This is a genomic window from Rhodococcus sp. 320_ES (assembly GCF_059691855.1).
This window is the reverse complement of sequence record NZ_JCAWAG010000003.1, coordinates 721,655-737,870: the sequence shown is the minus strand read 5'-3', so window position 1 is coordinate 737,870 and position 16,216 is coordinate 721,655. Positions and strand designations below refer to the sequence as shown.

Annotated in this window: 18 protein-coding genes; 7 read left to right on the top strand and 11 right to left on the bottom strand. The window is 66.6% G+C overall.

Annotated features, from left to right (window positions below):
* Nucleotide 1 precedes the first annotated feature (1 nt).
* A complete protein-coding gene (locus tag AC59JP_RS14140) occupies nucleotides 2–856 on the bottom strand; it encodes an SDR family oxidoreductase (protein ID WP_497326397.1) in 855 nt (284 codons plus the stop codon).
* Between the two features lie 88 nt (nucleotides 857–944).
* Between AC59JP_RS14140 and AC59JP_RS14135 the strand changes: the two genes are divergently transcribed.
* On the top strand, nucleotides 945–1,331 hold the full coding sequence (locus tag AC59JP_RS14135) for a winged helix-turn-helix transcriptional regulator (RefSeq protein WP_497326396.1): 387 nt from the start codon (nucleotides 945–947) through the stop codon (nucleotides 1,329–1,331).
* Here the strand turns inward: AC59JP_RS14135 and AC59JP_RS14130 are convergent.
* Nucleotides 1,328–1,528, bottom strand: a complete 201-nt coding sequence (locus AC59JP_RS14130; protein ID WP_497326395.1) for a DUF3072 domain-containing protein — start codon at nucleotides 1,526–1,528, stop codon at nucleotides 1,328–1,330. The two genes, AC59JP_RS14135 and AC59JP_RS14130, sit on opposite strands and share 4 nt — an antisense overlap.
* A gap of 115 nt (nucleotides 1,529–1,643) precedes the next feature.
* On the opposite strand from AC59JP_RS14130, the gene AC59JP_RS14125 reads away from it, so the two are divergent.
* Complete coding sequence (locus AC59JP_RS14125; protein ID WP_497326393.1) at nucleotides 1,644–1,805, top strand: hypothetical protein; 162 nt, start codon at nucleotides 1,644–1,646, stop codon at nucleotides 1,803–1,805.
* A 15-nt stretch (nucleotides 1,806–1,820) separates the two neighbouring features.
* Here the strand turns inward: AC59JP_RS14125 and yczR are convergent, their stop codons facing one another.
* The gene (gene yczR, locus AC59JP_RS14120; RefSeq protein WP_497326392.1) at nucleotides 1,821–3,269 is read right to left on the bottom strand and encodes a MocR-like transcription factor YczR; all 1,449 of its coding nucleotides are present in this window, start codon (nucleotides 3,267–3,269) and stop codon (nucleotides 1,821–1,823) included.
* Between the two features lie 56 nt (nucleotides 3,270–3,325).
* Between yczR and AC59JP_RS14115 the strand changes: the two genes are divergently transcribed.
* Nucleotides 3,326–3,838, top strand: a complete 513-nt coding sequence (locus AC59JP_RS14115; RefSeq protein ID WP_497326391.1) for a methylated-DNA--[protein]-cysteine S-methyltransferase — start codon at nucleotides 3,326–3,328, stop codon at nucleotides 3,836–3,838.
* Here the strand turns inward: AC59JP_RS14115 and AC59JP_RS14110 are convergent.
* From AC59JP_RS14110 to AC59JP_RS14100, 3 genes are all read right to left on the bottom strand, one after another.
* The gene (locus tag AC59JP_RS14110) at nucleotides 3,835–4,188 is read right to left on the bottom strand and encodes an LGFP repeat-containing protein (RefSeq protein ID WP_497326390.1); all 354 of its coding nucleotides are present in this window, start codon (nucleotides 4,186–4,188) and stop codon (nucleotides 3,835–3,837) included. The two genes, AC59JP_RS14115 and AC59JP_RS14110, sit on opposite strands and share 4 nt — an antisense overlap.
* A 205-nt stretch (nucleotides 4,189–4,393) precedes the next feature.
* Nucleotides 4,394–5,683: an adenylosuccinate synthase gene (locus tag AC59JP_RS14105; RefSeq protein ID WP_497326389.1), complete on the bottom strand. Its 1,290-nt coding sequence runs from the start codon at nucleotides 5,681–5,683 to the stop codon at nucleotides 4,394–4,396.
* Between the two features lie 173 nt (nucleotides 5,684–5,856).
* Nucleotides 5,857–8,466, bottom strand: coding sequence for a LuxR C-terminal-related transcriptional regulator (locus AC59JP_RS14100; RefSeq protein WP_497326388.1), 2,610 nt, complete (start codon nucleotides 8,464–8,466; stop codon nucleotides 5,857–5,859).
* 211 nt (nucleotides 8,467–8,677) lie between these two features.
* On the opposite strand from AC59JP_RS14100, the gene AC59JP_RS14095 reads away from it, so the two are divergent.
* Nucleotides 8,678–9,382: a hypothetical protein gene (locus AC59JP_RS14095; protein ID WP_497326387.1), complete on the top strand. Its 705-nt coding sequence runs from the start codon at nucleotides 8,678–8,680 to the stop codon at nucleotides 9,380–9,382.
* Nucleotides 9,383–9,392: 10 nt separating this feature from the next.
* Here the strand turns inward: AC59JP_RS14095 and AC59JP_RS14090 are convergent, their stop codons facing one another.
* From AC59JP_RS14090 to AC59JP_RS14080, 3 genes are read right to left on the bottom strand one after another with little or no spacing between them, the layout of a single operon-like run.
* On the bottom strand, nucleotides 9,393–10,304 hold the full coding sequence (locus AC59JP_RS14090; RefSeq protein WP_497326386.1) for a cation diffusion facilitator family transporter: 912 nt from the start codon (nucleotides 10,302–10,304) through the stop codon (nucleotides 9,393–9,395).
* 44 nt (nucleotides 10,305–10,348) lie between these two features.
* The gene (locus tag AC59JP_RS14085) at nucleotides 10,349–11,485 is read right to left on the bottom strand and encodes an FUSC family protein (protein WP_497326385.1); all 1,137 of its coding nucleotides are present in this window, start codon (nucleotides 11,483–11,485) and stop codon (nucleotides 10,349–10,351) included.
* Nucleotides 11,469–11,888 carry a DUF3151 domain-containing protein gene (locus tag AC59JP_RS14080; protein ID WP_497326384.1) on the bottom strand — a complete coding sequence of 140 codons (420 nt, stop codon included), beginning with the start codon at nucleotides 11,886–11,888 and terminating at the stop codon, nucleotides 11,469–11,471. The genes AC59JP_RS14085 and AC59JP_RS14080 overlap by 17 nt, the downstream gene beginning before the upstream one ends.
* Before the next feature lie 59 nt (nucleotides 11,889–11,947).
* On the opposite strand from AC59JP_RS14080, the gene AC59JP_RS14075 reads away from it, so the two are divergent.
* Nucleotides 11,948–12,442: an Rv0361 family membrane protein gene (locus tag AC59JP_RS14075; RefSeq protein WP_497326383.1), complete on the top strand. Its 495-nt coding sequence runs from the start codon at nucleotides 11,948–11,950 to the stop codon at nucleotides 12,440–12,442.
* A 63-nt stretch (nucleotides 12,443–12,505) separates the two neighbouring features.
* Here AC59JP_RS14075 and fbaA read toward each other — a convergent pair whose 3' ends face one another.
* Entirely contained in the window at nucleotides 12,506–13,543 is a 1,038-nt protein-coding gene (gene fbaA / locus AC59JP_RS14070; RefSeq protein WP_497326382.1) for a class II fructose-bisphosphate aldolase, read from the bottom strand.
* 139 nt (nucleotides 13,544–13,682) lie between these two features.
* Between fbaA and AC59JP_RS14065 the strand changes: the two genes are divergently transcribed.
* Nucleotides 13,683–14,405 carry a VTT domain-containing protein gene (locus tag AC59JP_RS14065; protein WP_497326381.1) on the top strand — a complete coding sequence of 241 codons (723 nt, stop codon included), beginning with the start codon at nucleotides 13,683–13,685 and terminating at the stop codon, nucleotides 14,403–14,405.
* 12 nt (nucleotides 14,406–14,417) lie between these two features.
* On the top strand, nucleotides 14,418–15,077 hold the full coding sequence (locus AC59JP_RS14060) for a DedA family protein (protein WP_497326380.1): 660 nt from the start codon (nucleotides 14,418–14,420) through the stop codon (nucleotides 15,075–15,077).
* A gap of 10 nt (nucleotides 15,078–15,087) precedes the next feature.
* On the opposite strand, the gene AC59JP_RS14055 is transcribed toward AC59JP_RS14060, so the two are convergent.
* On the bottom strand, nucleotides 15,088–16,191 hold the full coding sequence (locus AC59JP_RS14055; protein WP_497326379.1) for a glycoside hydrolase family 76 protein: 1,104 nt from the start codon (nucleotides 16,189–16,191) through the stop codon (nucleotides 15,088–15,090).
* Nucleotides 16,192–16,216 lie beyond the last annotated feature (25 nt).

Sequence of the window (16,216 nt, the reverse complement as noted above, 5' to 3'; positions counted from 1 at the left end):
ACTAACGGGATTTGCGCAAAATTTCCTCGACCGGAGTGCTGGGTCGCCCGATGAGCGACTGCAGATCGCCGGAGTCCGTATCGAGGTCACCGCGGCTGATTGCGGCATCTGCGCCCGCCAGCATGGTGGCCACCGGTTCGGGCAGGCCGGCACCGATCAACGCGTTCGCGTAGTCGGATTCGGGGAGGTCGACGTAGGCCACAGGCGAACCGAAGACCTCGGACACGATCTCGGCGAAGCGGCTGTACGTGATCCGTTCGTCACCACCGAGCTCGTACACGGCGCCGCCCTGGCCGTCCTGGACCAGCACCTGAGCCGCCGCGGCGGCGTAGTCGGCTCGGGACGCAGCGGCGAGGCGCCCGTCGCCCCCACTGCCGTACATCGTTCCGGATTCGACGGCCTGCGGCACCGAACCCAGGTAGTTCTCCCAGTACCACCCGTTGCGAAGCAGAACGGACGGGATGGACGACTCGGCGAGGCGTGCCTCGGTGGCGCGGTGCTCCACCGCGAGGGACACGGTGGACGTGTCGGCCTTCAGGATGGAGGTGTACGCGATCAGCGTCACCCCGGCAGCCTCGGCCGCACCGATCACGTTGTCGTGCTGCTCGATTCGCTTGCCGACCTCGGATCCGGAGACCAGGAGCAGCTTGTCGACGCCGGCCAACGCGGCCTTCAGTGCGTCCGAATCGGAGTAGTCGGCAACGCGGACGACAACGCCGCGCTGGGCGAGCGGCGCCGCCTTGGCCTCGTCGCGCACCACGGCCACGATGTCGGCGGGCTGCACGCCACGGCCGATGAGCTCGTCGATGGCGATGGCGCCGAACTGTCCGGTCGCTCCGGTCACTGCAATGGTCATGATGCCTCCAGGCACGTCGGGTTTGAACTTCCCGATCATCATGCACTTACTTTTCGTGCAGTGCAACCAAAGCTGTTAGCCTGAAGGTATGGAAGACCCCACTCTCGAGGCGGACGTGTTCGCACGGAACTGCCAGTCGCGCGACATTCTGCAAACCGCGACCAGCAGGTGGGGCGTGTTGGCCCTCGCGGCCCTCGCCGAGAGCGATTACCGATTCAGCGCGCTGCGCCGCCGCGTCGACGGAGTGAGCGAACGCATGCTGTCGCAAACGCTCCAGAGCCTCGAGCGCGACGGCCTGGTGGTGCGAACCGTGCTCGAGGCAATTCCTCCGAAAGTCGAATACAGCCTGACGCCACTCGGGCGCACCGTGGCCGACCATCTGACGAGCCTCATCCGGGTGGTGGAAGAGCACGTTCCGACGGTGGCCGCGGCGCGGATCGAGTACGACGCCCGGCGCCACGTTGGAACCGGCTAGCCGCGGCCGGTCTCGGACTGCAGCTTGTCGATCAGCTCCGATGCCTCGGCCTTGTTCGGGGTTCCCTCGATCTCCTCGCCGGCTTCACGCGCGAGCGTCTCGAGGTAGCTCTTCTGCGGCCCGGTCATCGGCTCATCGCCGGTGACCCAGTCCGACGGGTCCTTCTCGGGGTTCTGATTCGGTGTCTGTTCGCTCATGCGTTCGATTGTACGCGCACCTGTGAATCAGGTCTCGGTCCCGGTTATTCGTTCGAGTCCAAAACGTACCCATGGTTCACAGCAAATAATCAGCCGAAGGTGCTACAAACAAAGGGTGACCTGGTTGTGGATCGCATTGTCGCTGTGGACGGTGATTGCCATTGTTGTGGCTCTCGTCCTCGGTCGAACGGTTGCGCGCGCCGATCGCGAAGAGCTCGGATCCTTCGTCGACTGGGACATCGCCGAGTTGGAAAAAGACATTCACGGCGCCGTCTGAAATCCATTTCTGATTTCAGAACACGGCGTGATTCGGAGCCAATGCCCGATACGCCGACGCAACCGAGTCGACCGCAGCGGTGAGTTCTTCGGGAACGCGGGCGTACGGCAGTCGGAGGAAGCGCTCGAAGGCGCCCTCGACGCCGAACCTCGGGCCCGCCGCAAGTACGACTCCGTGACTCGGCGCGATCGCCGCCAACGCCGTCGACAACTCCTCGGGCATCTGCAGCCATAACGACAGCCCTCCCGGCGCGGTCTCGAACTCCCATTCCGGTAGCTGCTCGCGCACCGCGCCGGCGAGAACACTGCGCTGCCGTCGCAGCTCGTCGCGTCGCGGCCGTAATACCGCCTCGTGATCGTCGAGCAGCGCGGCGCACGCCAGCTGATCCATGATCGGCGTTCCGATGTCCAGCGCCGCGCGCGAACTCGCGAGCCGCGTGATCATCGACGGTTTCGCTCGAATCCACCCCACGCGCAGGCCGCCCCAGAACGACTTGGACGCCGATCCGATCGTCACCACCGTCGTCGTCGACTCGTTGGCGAACGACGCCACCGGGGGCGGCGGCGCCTCGTCGAGCCACAGCTCCGCCATCGTCTCGTCGACGACCAGCATCAACGACTGCTCGCGCGCAATCGACACGAGTTCGGCTCTGCCCTCTGCGCTCAGGACGGCGCCGGTGGGGTTGTGAAAGTCGGGCAGCGTATGGGCAATTCGTGCCCCCGTCTGCTGTGCGGCGCTGCGCACCGCGGCCAGATCCCAGTGGTCTGGCCCCGGCCGCAGGGGCACCGGTACGGGCCGAGCTCCGGTGCGGCGCAACGCTTCCAGAGCGTTCGGGTACGTCGGGTGTTCGACGAGGACGCGGTCACCCCGCGTCGACGACACGGCGAGCACCAGACGCCACGCGTGTTGGGCGCCGCTGGTGACCATGATCTGGTCGGGGCTCGTCGGGAGACCCCGATCGTCGTACCGGCGCGCAATCGCAGCGCGCAGAGCCGCCAGTCCGACCGGCTCCATCCCGTGCCCTGCAAGATAGGTCGGAAGTGATTGCAGCGCAGAGGCATACGAGGCGAGCATCGCCTCCGACGGCGCACCCATCGCGGCGTGCGACATGTCGATCGTCGGGCCGGGGAATGCGGACGGCACACGGGCCGACGACAACGCCCGTACCCGCGCCGACGCCGGCAGCGAGACGGTACTGCGAGATCCCTGACGACTCACCAGATATCCCTCGTCGCGCAGCACGGCGTACGAGTTGGTGACCGTCGTGCGGGACAGTTTCAGAACACCGGCGAGGTCGCGCTCACTGGGCAGAGCCACCCCGAGCGGAATGCGCCCGTCGTGCACCAACAGGCGCACGCCGTCGGCCAAGGCGCGGTAGGTCGGACGCCCCTTCACGCCGTCACCGGGCCGCCACTGGCCGAGGTCTCGGGCCAGGGTGGTGGCACCGAGTACGCGTGAGCTCATGGCGCCAGTATCGAGGTCACTGGACCCTCGTGACAAGTCCAGTCATACTCACTGGCGTGACCGCGACCGGCTTCCACCTCTTCGACACCGCGTTCGGACCGTGCGGAGTGGGATGGAACGACGACGCGATCGTCACGGTGGCCCTGCCCGAAGACGACGTGCGAACGCTCACCGGCCTGGAGTCGGAACCGACTCCCCTGGCTCGGACCGCCGTCGACGGCATCCGCGCCCTGCTGGCGGGCGAGGACGTCGATCTCGGCGGCATCCCCGTCGCACTGGACCACCTACCGAGCTTCGACCGCGAGGTCTACGCCGTCACCCGCACGATCCCGCGGGGCCGGACGATGACGTACGGACAGGTCGCCGCGCTCATCGGTCGACCGAAGGCGGCGCAGGCAGTGGGTCGGGCGCTCGGACGTAACCCGGTGCCGATCGTGGTGCCGTGCCACCGCATCCTCGGAGCCGGCACCGAAGTGGGCGGCTTCTCCGCACCGGGCGGCGCGGCAACCAAGGCCAAAATCCTTGCCGCAGAAGGTGTTGCGGGGTTCGAGGAACCGACCCTGTTCTAGGGTGCGCCCATCAGGAACGCGCCGACCCCCGGCAACCAGGCCACGGTCCCGTTCTCGAACGTGTTGTACCGCCCGTGTCCGGTGGGCGTGCGCTTCTCGTTGCTGATCGGGTAGCCGAGGGGTCCACTCGCTCCGCCGTAGCCGAGGTACCACTCCAGGATCTCGCCGTGGACCTCGTGCGCCCCACCGTCGGGGAGGCTGAAGACCATGGCGTTCTGATACTCGAGAATGCCACCGCCGCGGGGGCCGAGCATCAGATCGCCCTTCTGCGGACCGATCCACGGGTGCTCGTACTCGAAGCGCTCGAACACGGCAACGAAGACTTCCAGACCCAGATACGTTCCCACCATGTCGCGGCCTTTGCTTCTGTGACGCCGCCCAAACGGCGCCTACCTTCATTATCGCCTACTGGAAGCGAACAAGCACGACAAAAGACCGGCGGGTTTGTGAAGTTGGACAGGAAGCGGGGCCTGGTTCGCGGTGATCACGGCGATATTGCTCGCTTTTCGGCGAATTTCGAGCGATTCGACCGTGATCACCGCCAAACGGGAGCGATCAGGGCAGGATGTCGCGACGCACGATGGTCTCGTCGCGTCCCGGACCCACACCGATGTAGGAGATGTGGGAATGGGACAGCTCCTCGAGACGCAGCACATAGTTCTGCGCGTTGACGGGGAGGTCCTCGAATCGGCGAGCGGCGGAAATGTCCTCCCACCAGCCCGGCATCTCCTCGTAGATCGGCTTCGCGTGATGGAACCCGGTCTGCGTCATGGGCATGTCGTCGTGGCGCACCCCGTCGACGTCGTACGCGACGCAGATCGGAATGGTGTCGAGCGAGGACAGCACGTCGAGCTTGGTCAGGAAGTAATCCGTGATGCCGTTGACGCGGGTGGCGTAGCGGGCGATGACCGCGTCGAACCACCCTGTCCGACGCGCACGCCCGGTGGTCACGCCCACCTCACCGCCGGTCTTGGCCAGGTACTCACCGCTGTTGTCGAACAGCTCGGTGGGGAACGGACCCGACCCGACGCGCGTCGTGTACGCCTTGAGGATGCCGAGCACCGTCTCGATGCGGTTGGGCCCGACACCGGACCCGACGGCCGCGCCGCCCGCCGTCGGATTGGACGACGTCACATAGGGATACGTGCCGTGGTCGACGTCGAGCAGCGTGCCCTGCGAACCTTCCAGAAGCACGGTCTCGCCGCGCTCCAGCGCGAGATTGAGAGCCAGGCGGGTGTCGGAGATGCGGTGCTTGAAACCCTCGGCCTGACCGAGCACCTCGTCGACGACCTGCGCCGGATCGAGCGCGCGGCGGTTGTAGATCTTCGAGAGCACCTGGTTCTTGAATTCCAGTGCCGCCTCGACCTTCTGGGTGAGGATCTTCTCGTCCAGAACGTCGGCGACGCGGACGCCCACACGGGCGAACTTGTCCTGGTAACACGGCCCGATGCCCCGGCCCGTGGTGCCGATTTTGCTTGCGCCCAAGAACCTTTCGGTCACTTTGTCGATGGCGACGTGGTACGGCATGATCAAATGCGCGTCGGCACTGAGGAACAGCCGCGTCGTGTCGACGTTGCGGGCCTCGAGCCCGGCGATCTCCTCCAGCAGCACACCGGGATCCACGACGACGCCGTTGCCGATCACGTTGTTCACGTTCGGCGACAGGATGCCCGACGGAATGAGATGCAGCGCGAACTTGTCGCCGTTCGGCAGGACGACGGTGTGGCCGGCATTGTTGCCACCCTGGTAGCGCACCACCCACTGCAGCCGTTCACCGAAGATGTCGGTGGCTTTGCCTTTGCCCTCGTCGCCCCACTGGGCGCCGATGAGGACGATTGCCGGCATGTGTGCTCCTAGGTCGAGTGTGCAGACCAGTTGCCGCGAACCGGCAGTGGCCGGTAGCACAGTCTAGCCGAGGTGTGAGGGTGGATTGTCCACACGGGCATTTCCCGGACCCAATGTCACGTTGGGTCGCCTATGTGGACCGAACGTCACATTGGGTCCGAAAAGAGCGACCCCTACGCCTCCAACAACCTCGCCAACGCCCCACGATCCGGCGCATCCAGCTTGGTGCAGGCCCGGTAGATGTGCCCTTCCACCGTGCGGACCGAGACGAAGAGCCGCTGCGCGATCTCACGATTCGACAGCCCGCTCCCCACCATCGACGCCACTTCCCGCTCGCGGCTCGTCAGCGGCAGGGGGTTGGCGGCCGCCACGAGGTTGGGCGTGGTGGCGCCGTCGCAGCGGTCGGCCAACGACCGCGCACTCACTCCGGCCTCGGCGGCGCGGCGGCGTTCACCCTTGCCCGCGAACGTGACTGCGGCCAGGGCTGCGGAATCCATCGCGTCGGGGAGAGCTCCGATGCGTTCGAACTCGACGGACAGACGCATCAACTCCTCACCGTCGGCGTTCTCCGCCGCCGACGCGTGCGCCTTGTACAGCGGAACCAGCGACCCGTCGCACAGCGCCACCAGTTCGGTGAGGCGCGTGGAGCAGGTGCGGTCACCGATGCGAACGGCGTTGTGCAGCAACACCGCTTCGATGCCGAACTGCCCCGCAGTCTGCGCGATCTCGGCGCCGCGGCGGGCGTGCCGCTCGGCGATGGACGTCTCGCCGCGGTTGGCCGCCAGCCAGGCACGCGACAGTTCGAGCTGGGCGTCGAACACCGCGAGGTGACGTCCACGTTTCTGGTCGGCCGTGGCCAAGACCGTCTCGGCCTCCGACACCCGGCCCAGAAGCGAATACGCCTGAATCAGGCCGACTCTCGCCGGGAACGCCCAGCCGGCGGCATCGGAGTCGGAATCGAGTGCGGCGAGGGCTTGTTCGAGTCGGCTCGCTGCCCGAGCGCACTGCCCGCGCGCCAGTTCGACCGTCCCCACGTGCACGTTCGCCAGTCCCCACGACAGGTACTGCCCGGTCGCCGAGAAGTCCAGAAACTCCTTCGATTTGGCGGTGGCCGAGGCGTAGTCGCCGGTCAGCAGCAGCGCGAGGACCTCGCCGAAACCGGCCGGGAACCGCAGAAGACCGTCGAGCTGATCGTGCACGGCGGCGCCCATCGCCGCGACGGCCGGCACCTGAGAACCCTTACCCTGCACCGCCAGTGCGTAGCCGGCTCCGAATGCCGCCCACCCCGTGGCCCACGGAAGCGAATTGCGCTGCGTCAGAACACTCATCGCCAGCTTTTCGGCGTCGACCGGATTGTTCTCGAACACCAGCACGATCGAGGCGACCCCGTCCACGATGGCGCGCAGATGCGGGTTCGTCACGCGCTCCCGCACGATGTCGAGCACCGTGTCGGCGGTGACCGAATCCCCGCGCGCCCACATCAGATTGGCCACGCGCGAGGATCCCCACCGCACCAGTTGCACTTCGTCGAGCGAGTCGGGGTCGTAGGCGGTCAGCAGATCCTCGGCGTCGCGGGAATGTCCCTGCCACAGAAGCGCTCTCGCGAGCAGATCCGACGCAGAGAACCCGCCGCCGGCGGTGACGGCGGCCCGCGCAAGACGTTCACCGAGCGCGAGCTTGCCGAACCCGAGCGCATCCTGACTGGCGGTGGACAACAGTTCCACGTCGACGCTCTGGTCGCTGTCGAGTGCCAACTCCGCCAACCTGATTCGCTCGGCGGCCCCTGTCACCGGCCGCTCCTTCAACGCGCGCACCAGGAGGCCCCGCAACCGCCGACCTGCCACGCGCCCGATCTGCCCGCGGATCACTTCGCCGAACAGCGGGTGGGTGAAGCGGACGTCGAGATCGTCACCGGTCTCCGCCACGCGCACCAGTCCGCGGGTCTCGGCCTCCTCCACCGCCTCCTCCCCGGCGGTTTCGCTGAGAACCGTCAGATCGAGCGGTTCGCAGAACGTGAGCAGCTGCAACGCGCGCAGGACCCCGTCGGGCAGTTGCTGAATCCGACTTTCCAGCAGTGACGCGAGCTCGGAGGTGATGCCGGTCCGTCCGCGCAGCTGCCACACACCGCGGGAGCGTCGCAACGTTCCGGCTTCGAGCGCGCCCTCCACCAGATGCCGCAGGAACAGCGCGTTTCCGCCGCTTGCCTCCCACATCCGGTCGGCACTGAACCCCTCGAGCGGACCGTCGAGCACCGATTCGATGAATCCGACGCTCTGCTCCCGCGTGAAGGGCGTCAGGTCGACGCGCATCAGGTGGCCGTCCTTCCAGAGGGAGGTGACGGCGTCGGGCACCTCCTCCCCGCTGCGCACCGTCGCGACGATCCGTACGGCCCGGTCGATGGCGAGTTGGTGCAGGAGCGTCGCGGACAATTGGTCGAGAAGGTGGGCGTCGTCGACTCCGATGACGACGGGGCCGTCCGAGGCGAGCAGAGCCGATCTGGCCGCCGAGAGGAAGGCGACCGGATCCGACGATGTTCCGGTCCCGACCAGGTGGGCGAAGACGCCCAACGGGATGCTGCGGGCGGATTCGGTGCCGGCGACCCAGCGCACGTGTTCCGGCATTGTCTTGGTGACCTCGCGCGCCAGCGTGGTCTTTCCCACACCTGCCGCACCGGTGAGAACGACCCCACATCCGGCGTGATCGACTACCGCCTTCGGCTCCAACGCTGACGAAATGACCTCGAATTCGAGCGCACGTCTGATCAGCGGGAAGCTGTGTGTCATAGCAGACGATGCTAGACCCGTATCGTCAGCATTTCAGCACGTAGAAGCGCATTTTCGGGTCCTCGATCGCGCTCGAAAAGGACATTTCGATCAACAGTTTTGCGAAGCAATTTTCCGTCGTCGCGGGCAATCGTCGTTGAAATCTGAAATAGACGCGAAATCGAGACCGTCCCGAGCCCCTCATCGGGTGGCGCGATCCCGAGTCGCACTTATGGTGGACAAAGCCGTTCGATCAGAAACCAGGGGGAAAAGCGTGACTCCGTTCGTCCTGCAGTGTGGAAGCCCACTGCTTCCCATTGCACTGTCGGATCTCCCGCTGTTCGATGCGCCCGAGGTCCCGACCAAGGACGACTGCGACGCTCTCCTCACCGAAATGGACGCAGCGCACGACCCCCGCATCATCGTTCTGGGCACCGACGCGTCGCTCGCAGCGGTGCTCACCCGGCTGCTGCGCACCGAGCGGCTGCACATGGAAGTGGCCTACGTTCCGGAAACGGCCAGCGACGCCAGCGACCTCTTCCACACCGGCACCGGATCGAGAGCTGCGAAGGTAGCGCTCTCCGGCAAAGCGTCGCCCACCCCACTGATCCGGGACGACACCGGTACCGCGCTGGTCGGCCGCGCGACCGTCAACGGACCCGAAGGCGAGCTCGTCGGCGAGGCGTACGTGGACGACACCCGCCTCTTCTCCGGCACCGTGCCAGGAATCGAGGTCTCTCCGATGCTCGAGATGCCCGGCCTGCGTGCACGCGTGCAGGGCAAGCGCGGCCTGTTCCGTCGCCGCTGGGTGTCCGGTCGGGCGGTGCAACTCGGCGCGAAGGCGGCCCGTCTCACCAAGGACGGTGTGGCGATTCCCCGCGAGACGACGCGTTCCTCGATGTACCGCCACGACCAGCAGTGGCTGCTCGTTCGCTGAGCAGCCGCTCTCACCAGGTCAGTTCGTCCCGGCAGAGCTTGCCTTCTGCGGCGGGTTCCACCTGAACCGTCGCGTGTGCGAGTCCGTAGCCCGCGAGAATCGTGCGCGACCGGTCGAGCGTGACCGAGCCCGATCCGTTGCAGGTGATGTGCACCGTCGCGACGTCCATTCCGGTGGTCAGGGTCCAGACGTGCAGATCGTGCACGTCGACGACTCCGGGGAGCGCCGCGAGATCGGCTTCCAGGGCGCCGATGTCGATGTTCGACGGGCTCGCCTGGGTGAGGATGCGCAGGGACTGGCCCGCCAGCTTGACCGCCCGCGGCACCACCCACACCGATATGGCGACACCGACGACGATGTCCACCCACCCCCACCCGAAGGCCATGAGAAGCACGCCGGCGATCAGGACGCCGACGCTGCCCACCGCGTCGGCCAGCACCTCGAGGTACGCGCCGCGGACCGCGATGCTGTCCTTCGCGTCGGCGCGGATGAGCAGCATGACCACGATGTTCGCGACCAGGCCTGCCGCGGCGACAGCCACCATGACACCGCCGGGGATGTCCGGTTCTTCCCCGATGCGGCCGATCGCCTCCACCAGAATCCACACGGCAACACCGAGCAGCAGAACGGCATTGGCGATGGCAGTGAGGACCTCGGCGCGGTGCCAGCCGAAGGTGCGCGACGCCGAGTTGCTGCCGCGGCGGGCCAACATCAGAGCGACGAGTCCCATGGTCATGCCTAGGACGTCGGTGAGCATGTGGCCGGCGTCGGCGATCAGGCCGAGCGAGTTGATCAGCAGGCCGACGGTGAGTTCGAGGACGAAAAACACCACCAGGATCAGCCAGGCGATGCCCATTCTGCGGATGCGTGCCGTCGACGCGTCGGCTCCGACGTCGTGCCCGTGCGCGTGTCCATGCCCCATGAGCCCGACCATACATGCGCACATATGCATATGTCGATGCAGCCCTACAGGTCCGGCTGCACCGCCGGCTTCTGCACCGTCGGCGGCAGTGTTGCCAACGCCGAGATCCTCGACAACCCCGCCACCTGAAGCAGGTCGACGATGATCGACCGGATCTGAGCCAACACGACCGTGGCCGACAGGCCCGCGTCGCGCATCAACTCGGGCTTGGCGTGCGCCGCGACCGAGCGCAGCACCCGGGCCGCTTCCGCCTGATCCGGCTGCTCGCCGGGATCGGCCAGAATCATCTTGTGCAACACCATCATCGAGTCCGACAGCGCGTCGACCAGATGAACCAGTCTCGGATCGAGGATCTCGTCGTCCTGCACCAGAGAGAGTGACCGACGCGTGAGAACGCGAATGTTTCGCACCGCGTTGTCCAGCGGGTTCGCCGTCCTCGACAAGTCCTCGAGCCGCTTTCGGCTGTTCCAGTAGAGCGGCGAGATCCGGCTGATCTCGCGTCCGCCCCGCAGGTCGGTGCGCATCGCGTCGATCAGCGGCTGCGTCGCCCGCGCCTTGGCCAGCGCCTCGGAGATCGGCCGAGAGTCGTTGGCCAACAACCCCTCCCCCACCAGTCGCAACACCCGGGCCGACGTGTCGACCACCATCGCCGCGTCCTTGCGGGCGCGACGCACCGGATGAGTCGGCACCAACGCGACCACCGCGATCCCGACGAGACCGCCCACCAGAGCGTCGACCATGCGGTCGGGGCCGCCCGAGTTGCCCGGCGGGATGAGCGTCGCGACCAGAACCGCCGACGAGCCCGCCTGCATCGGAATGATGGCGCCGCCGTCGAGGAACACCGCGGTGGACATGGCCAGCGCGACCACCAGAGCGATCTGCCACGGGCCGGTGCCGATCAGCGAGATCAGCACGTCGCCGATGCCGATGCCGACGGTGACACCCGCGACCAGCTCGACCGAGCGGCGCAGGCGCGCACCCAACGACACGCCGAGCGAGACCACGGCCGCGATCGGCGCGAAGAACGGATGGGCGTGACCGACCACCTCGGTGGCGATGAACCACGCCAACCCCGCCGCCAACGCACACTGCACGACGGGAACTGCCGACAACGTCAACCTGCGGAGGGACGCACGCCCCTTCGCCTTGGTGCGTGTCGCGAACTTACTGGCCGACGCCAAGTTCCCCCGCTGCCCGCGGGTCGCAGTCCTCGAGAAGGTCGAGGCAGCGAGCGTATTCGTCGGTCTCACCGATGGCCTGAGCTGCGCGCGCGAGGATCGCGACGCAGCGGAGGAATCCGCGGTTCGGCTCGTGGCTGTACGGGACGGGCCCGAAGCCCTTCCACCCATTGCGGCGGAGCTGGTCGAGTCCGCGGTGGTAACCGGTGCGGGCGTACGCGTAAGCGGTGATGGTCTGGCCGGCGTCGAACGCCGCTTCGGCGAGATATGCCCACGCGATGGACGCGGTCGGATGATCGGCGGCGACCTTCTCGGGCGCCTCGTGGTTCAGGAGGGCGGATTCCGCGTCGTCGTCACCGGGGAGGAGGGTCGGCTGCGGGCCGAGGAGATCACCGAAAGAAGTCATGGGTGTCATTGTGCCTCCTTGGGCGATTTCACCATCATCGCTGGATAGAGTGCGCGGTGATGAGTCCTCGTGCACTGCCCCAGAAGGTGGGGCCCACCACAACGCCCGTCGCCGAGCCGCGGCGGCGTCGACGCTTGTGGATCGTCTCGCTGATCGTGGCCGCCCTGGTGATCGCCGGTGTCGTCGTGGCCGCGTTGCTGGTGACGACGAACAACGCGCCCGAGCCGGAATCGGCGGACTCGAAGATCCGCGCGTCGGTCACCACGTTCACCGATGCGCTTGCTAACGGCGATCTGGCCGCGCTGCGGGCCACCACCTGCGGGGACCTGGGGCAGTACTACACGAACATCCCCGACGCCGAGTTCGCGTCGGTGCACGCGAGCGCGGTCGCGCAGGGGAACATTCCGATCATCGAGACGATCGACGCGGTGCAGGTGACGGACGCGACCGCGATCGTGCAGGTCACCGCCTCGACGAAGTCCGCGCCGACGGTCATGTCGGCGCGGACGTTCGACCTGCAGCAGCAGGGTGAGGCGTGGAAGGTGTGCCGGTAGGGGCCTTCGCCCCCTGTGCGCGATTTCCGGCCCCCTAGGGACGGAAATCGCGCACAGCTGGTTTTAGCCGCTCACGGACCGCCCGGCCGACTTCAGGTCCTGGCACGCCTCGACGACGCGAGCCGACATGCCGGCCTCGGCCTTCTTGAGGTAGCTGCGGGGGTCGTAGACCTTCTTGTTGCCGACCTCGCCGTCGACCTTGAGGACGCCGTCGTAGTTGCTGAAGAAATGGCCCGCGAGGGGACGGCTGAACGCGTACTGGGTGTCGGTGTCGACGTTCATCTTCACGACGCCGTACTCGAGCGCCTCTTCGATCTCACTCTTCGCCGAGCCCGATCCGCCGTGGAAGACGAAGTCGAACGGCTTGGACCCGGCCGCGAGGCCCAGCTTCTCCGTCGCGACCTTCTGGCCGTCGGCGAGCACGGACGGCTTGAGCTTGACGTTGCCCGGCTTGTAGACGCCGTGGACGTTGCCGAACGTCGCGGCCAGTAGGTAGCGCGACCCCGCGTCACCGGCGCCGAGTGCCTCGACGGTCTTGAGGAAGTCCTCGTTCGACGTGTACAGCTTGTCGTTGATCTCGGCCTCGACGCCGTCTTCCTCGCCGCCGACGACGCCGATTTCGATCTCGAGGATGATCCGCGCGGCCGCAGCCTTGGCCAGCAGGTCCTTCGCGATCTCGAGGTTCTCGTCGATCGGGACCGCGGAACCGTCCCACATGTGCGACTGGAACAGCGGGTTCTTGCCGGCGTCGACGCGCTCCTGCGAGATCGCGAGCAGCGGACGCACGTAGGTGTCGAGCTTGTCCTTGGGGCAGTGGTCGGTGTGCAGCGCGATGGTGACGTCGTACTTCGCGGCGACGACGTGCGCGAACTCGGCCAGCGCGACGGCGCCGGTCACCATGTCCTTCACACCGAGGCCCGACGCGAATTCCGCTCCACCGGTGGAGAACTGGATGATCCCGTCGCTACCGGCGTCGGCGAAGCCCTTGATGGCCGCGTTGACGGACTCGGAGCCGACACAGTTGATGGCGGGGAAGGCGAACTTGTGTTCCTTGGCCCGGCCGAGCATCTCGGCGTATACCTCGGGAGTTGCGATCGGCACGGAAGAAACCTCCAAGAGTGAGCGTGGTGAGGCGTCGATCGCCTCGTTGCATTTAGCAGTATGGCAATCCTCGCGCATCGGGTCGCGTCGACCACACTTACCGGCGAGTACAGGGAACTCTCAGAATTGCGCCGGTAATGTGGTCGCAGTGAGCATTCTGGCCTCGACCGACACCGCCGTGACCAACCTGGCTCTTCTCCCCGGTTTTCTGGACCCGGTCAACCTCCTGAACTCGTTCGGAACCTGGGTGCTGGTCGGTCTGCTCCTGGTCGTCTTCATCGAATCCGGCCTCCTCTTCCCCCTCCTTCCCGGAGACTCGCTGCTGTTCACCGCCGGCCTGATCGCCGCGTCGAAGTCGACGGAGATCGAGCCGTTCGCCCCGCTCTGGGTCCTGATGGTCACCATTCCGATCGCCGCGGTGCTCGGTGACCAGGTCGGATACCTGATCGGCAACAAGGCGGGAACCGGTCTCTTCAAGGAAGGCAACCGCTTCCTGAAGAAGAGCTACATCGACGAGTCGCACGCCTTCTTCGAAAAGCACGGACCGGTCACCATCTTCCTGGCTCGCTTCGTCCCGATCGTGCGCACCTACGCGCCGCTCGTGGCCGGCGCGGCGAACATGAAGTACCGCATCTTCATCACCTACAACGTCATCGGCGGCATCGTCTGGGGCGCCGGCGTGACGCTCCTCGGCTACGCCCTGGGACAGATCGCGTTCATCCGCGACCACGTCGACATCATCTTCATCGTCATCGTGCTGGTGTCGGTCGTCCCGATCGCCATCGAGGTCGGCAAGCGCATGATCAGTGCCCGCACCACCCCCATGGCCGAAGCCGTCGATCACTTCGACGACGACAAGTAGGGCTTCGTTTCTATGGTGTTGGCCAGCGGAAGCTTCGGAATGATCGAGTCGGCGGGACCACTGTTGGTGTGGATCGTCGTCGTCACGTTCGTGTTCCTCGAATGCGCGCTCATCATCGGGCTGTTCCTGCCCGGCGATTCCCTGCTGCTCACCGCGGGCATCGCGCTCGCTGCGCACTCGTCGGGCAGCGCGCACGTCTGGGCATTGTCGATCGGCGCGTTCGTTGCGGCAGTGGCGGGCAACCAGGTCGGATACATCATCGGGCACAAGACCGGCCACAAACTGGTCGCCCGCAAGAACGGCAAGTACGTCAACACCGAGAATCTCGACAAGGTCAATCGACTGCTCGAGCGGCACGGGTTCTGGGCCGTGCTCGTCGCCCGCTGGATTCCGTGGGTGCGCACGCTGTGCCCGATGGTCGCCGGTGCGGGCGGAATGAACCACCGCAAATACACGATCGCGAGCACCATCGGAGCCATCGTCTGGGCGCCGGTACTGCTGCTGATCGGCTTCTACTTCGGATCGTGGATCGACAAGGTGCCGTGGCTGTTCCCGGCTGTGCTGGTCGTCATGGTGGTCACGCTGATCGCCGGCACGATCTTCGGCATCTACCAGTACCGCAAGGAGATGCACCGGCCCGAGGTCGTTGCGACCGTGCCGGACTTCGACTGACTCACCGCAGTCAGTTCTGCGCCGTGTGGGCTGCTTCCATCAGCATCCAGCCGCTGAGCTGAACCGAGAAATCTCGCTCGGGCACCGACGACGACGTGACCGTGCCGCCCGTGAACCGAGCGATGCCGCCCTGCCCGAAGCCGGGTAGCTTGGCCAGCTCGGTCCAGTCCCGGCCGAAGAGCGGCAGTCCCTCGATCAGCAGGCAGTTCTTCCACGCCGATTCCGCCGACGCCACCACGATGTCGCGGGCGATCGACCGCGCGCGGTAGTCCTCGTCGTCGTGGCCGGGAAGCGCCGTCGCGACGAACGCCAGGTAGCGGGCCAGCACACCGTTGAACAACCCACCGTCTCCCCCGCCGCCGCCGACGATGACCCCGTCCTTGGTCAGGTGCTGCTCGACTGCGTCGATCAACCGGTGCACCCGTTGGCTGTGCTTCGGGTCGCCGAGGTGAATCGCCAATTCGGTCTCCGCACCGAGCACCACACCCTGGCAGTAGGAGTAGATCGGCGTCTCGATGCGGCCGTCGGCGTTGATGCCGTCCCACACCAGGTGCGTGTCGGGGTCGATCAGCGTCGAGTCGATCCAGTCGGAAATGGCCTGCGCGCGCCACAGCTTTCCCGTCCGCGCGAGCAGGATCGCGGCCGGTCCGTTGGCGGGGACGTTGAAGAACTTGTTCTTCTTGCTCCACGGAATCCCGCCGCCCGACAGGGGATCCCACGAGTCGAACAACTGCGACTCCAGCGCCGCGATGGCACCTCGGTTGTCGACGAGGTGCAGACGCTGCGCGCGCTCCAACGCCAGGCCCAGCCACGCCATGTCGTCGTAGTACGAGTTGGTCCAGCCGGTGAGATTGCGTAGCCGGTGTGCACGAGCGATGCGCGCGATGCGGCGCCGACGCTTGGCGGTGGGTGCGCGCTCGGCGGCGTCGACCTCGCAGTCGATCAGGTGCGCCTGCCACCAATAGTGCCAGCGCATGAAGGTGCGTTCGCGGCGAACCGGCGGCCACGCCACCACACCCAACGCGGTTCCCGGAAGTCCCCAGAGGCGGCGAACATGGCGAGCGAACACCGCTTCCTCGGCGCTGTCCGCGCGAGCGGACCACGTGTCGTGCATGGTGACAATCTTGCCAGGTACCGAG

What these genes read in the sequence shown, in the direction of transcription:
- AC59JP_RS14140 (WP_497326397.1), bottom strand. Translation starts at nt 856, where the DNA reads ATGACCATTGCAGTGACCGGAGCGACCGGACAGTTCGGCGCCATCGCC.
- AC59JP_RS14135 (WP_497326396.1), top strand. Translation starts at nt 945, where the DNA reads ATGGAAGACCCCACTCTCGAGGCGGACGTGTTCGCACGGAACTGCCAG.
- AC59JP_RS14130 (WP_497326395.1), bottom strand. Translation starts at nt 1,528, where the DNA reads ATGAGCGAACAGACACCGAATCAGAACCCCGAGAAGGACCCGTCGGAC.
- yczR (WP_497326392.1), bottom strand. Translation starts at nt 3,269, where the DNA reads ATGAGCTCACGCGTACTCGGTGCCACCACCCTGGCCCGAGACCTCGGC.
- AC59JP_RS14110 (WP_497326390.1), bottom strand. Translation starts at nt 4,188, where the DNA reads ATGGTGGGAACGTATCTGGGTCTGGAAGTCTTCGTTGCCGTGTTCGAG.
- AC59JP_RS14105 (WP_497326389.1), bottom strand. Translation starts at nt 5,683, where the DNA reads ATGCCGGCAATCGTCCTCATCGGCGCCCAGTGGGGCGACGAGGGCAAA.
- AC59JP_RS14100 (WP_497326388.1), bottom strand. Translation starts at nt 8,466, where the DNA reads ATGACACACAGCTTCCCGCTGATCAGACGTGCGCTCGAATTCGAGGTC.
- AC59JP_RS14095 (WP_497326387.1), top strand. Translation starts at nt 8,678, where the DNA reads ATGGTGGACAAAGCCGTTCGATCAGAAACCAGGGGGAAAAGCGTGACT.
- AC59JP_RS14090 (WP_497326386.1), bottom strand. Translation starts at nt 10,304, where the DNA reads ATGGGGCATGGACACGCGCACGGGCACGACGTCGGAGCCGACGCGTCG.
- AC59JP_RS14080 (WP_497326384.1), bottom strand. Translation starts at nt 11,888, where the DNA reads ATGACTTCTTTCGGTGATCTCCTCGGCCCGCAGCCGACCCTCCTCCCC.
- AC59JP_RS14075 (WP_497326383.1), top strand. Translation starts at nt 11,948, where the DNA reads ATGAGTCCTCGTGCACTGCCCCAGAAGGTGGGGCCCACCACAACGCCC.
- AC59JP_RS14060 (WP_497326380.1), top strand. Translation starts at nt 14,418, where the DNA reads ATGGTGTTGGCCAGCGGAAGCTTCGGAATGATCGAGTCGGCGGGACCA.
- AC59JP_RS14055 (WP_497326379.1), bottom strand. Translation starts at nt 16,191, where the DNA reads ATGCACGACACGTGGTCCGCTCGCGCGGACAGCGCCGAGGAAGCGGTG.